At 72.9% G+C, this 1,577-nt stretch carries 3 protein-coding genes; 1 reads left to right on the forward strand and 2 read right to left on the reverse strand.

Annotated elements, in window-relative coordinates:
- A partial coding sequence (locus D7V93_RS42815) for a hypothetical protein (RefSeq protein WP_120648655.1) occupies positions 1–654 on the forward strand: 654 nt, incomplete at its 5' end.
- A 7-nt stretch (positions 655–661) separates the two neighbouring features.
- Here D7V93_RS42815 and D7V93_RS42820 read toward each other — a convergent pair.
- Complete coding sequence (locus tag D7V93_RS42820; protein ID WP_120648656.1) at positions 662–862, reverse strand: hypothetical protein; 201 nt, start codon at positions 860–862, stop codon at positions 662–664.
- Positions 859–1,577: hypothetical protein (locus D7V93_RS42825; protein ID WP_120648657.1), on the reverse strand; the 719-nt coding region annotated here is incomplete at its 5' end. The genes D7V93_RS42820 and D7V93_RS42825, both read right to left, overlap by 4 nt.

The following is a 1,577-nucleotide window of genomic DNA, read 5'->3' on the forward strand; positions in this document are numbered from 1 at the left end:
GTGCAGCCCCTGGCGACTGCCTCGCCCACCGATGCCGGGACCTCGTCCCCGGGCGATCCGCCCATCGCCCCCGAGCGCCTGGCCGAAGCGCGCGCCCTGGTGCCGCCCCCGCTGCTCTACGGCCAGCTCCAGCCCGTCGTGGGCACGTGGGTGGAGTACACCTTCCACTCGAAGCAGGGGACCTTCCCGGTGCGAGCCGCCGTGGTGGGCGAAACGCCCCGCGAGCACGACACGCTGTTCCAGGTGGAGCTGGACTACCAGACGTCGCCCCGCGTCCTCATCATCGTCTGGGTCTCCCGCGCCGGCACCGCGCGCCCCCTGGTGGAGCGGCTGGCCATCTCCATGCCGTCCAACACCCCCATCTCCATCCCCGTGGACCTCCTCGCGGACCACTCCGCGCTGCGCGGCGTGCCCGTGCGCCAGCGCGACACCGAGCTCAAGGCCGGCCCCTTCGCCGGCAAGGCCCGCGAGCAGACCTTCCGCCTGGAGTCCGGCCAGACGATGACGGTGGTGACGTCCGCGAAGGTGCCCGTGTTCGGCGTGGAGTCCCTGCGCGACAATGAATCGAGCTGGTCCGCGGTCCGCGCCGGCACGGGCGCCCGTCCCTCGCTGGGGTCCGTTCCGCTCGCGCTGCCCCGTGTGCCGGGCCCCTGAGGCCGCCTCAGCCGAAGGGGTAGCCCAGCACGCAGTAGAAGCCGCGGATGTAGATGGTGAGCGCCGCGAACATCTCCGGCGCGAACGTGGTGATGGCCCCGGTGCCGATGAGCAGCACCATGAGCAGCAGCGTGAACTCCGCCATGGCCTGACCGCGCGAGCGGGGCCGCCGCATCCACCGGTAGCCACGCGACATCCATCCGTTCATCGGTTCGACTCCTGGGGAGGAGGAAGGGGGGCACGCTCGATGACGAGCGTGATGAGGGACTCCGGGAGGCCGTCCTTGTTGACGGGCGACAGCGACAGCGACAGCCGCTCCCCGGGGCGCTGGAACTCGAGCAGCTCCACGCCGCGCGCCGAACGGCTGTCCATGACCGCGTAGCCTCGCGCGGGAAGCTGCTCGCGGTAGAAGGCCATGAGCATCTGGGGCGTGCCGTGCGCCACCTGGGTGAGCGTGGTGCTGCCCGCCGTGGCGCCGGAGCCCCGCTCGTCCACGCGCAGCACCGTCACCGCGCCCGGAGGCTGGGGCAGCGAGGCGGGCGCGGTGCCCTGCAGGTGGATGCCCTCGGGGGCCTCGACGAGCGAGGGGAAGACGAGCGTGCGCGGCATGGCGCCCCCGGAGCGGATCGTGGTGACGGACACCAGCGCGCCCAGCTTCGCGTCGTAGTAGTTCACCGCGCCGCCGCCCGCGCCGTCCTCCTGCGTGACGATGTCGCGGCCCCGCAGGCGGAACTCGCGGGCGTAGAACTCCAGCACCTCGCTCGGCGGGTGGTCCGTCTCGAAGTAGCCCATCTCCATGGGGCTGCCGTTCGTCTCCAGCCGGCCCATGGGCACCATCGTGGCCCCGGGGAACGGCGGGAACACCCGCTGCACCCGCTCCGCGCCGGAGGAGGGCAGGGGCGGCGCCGGGGGCAGGTCGGCAA

This window comes from Corallococcus llansteffanensis (genome assembly GCF_003612055.1).
In the GTDB taxonomy this organism is placed as follows: domain Bacteria; phylum Myxococcota; class Myxococcia; order Myxococcales; family Myxococcaceae; genus Corallococcus; species Corallococcus llansteffanensis.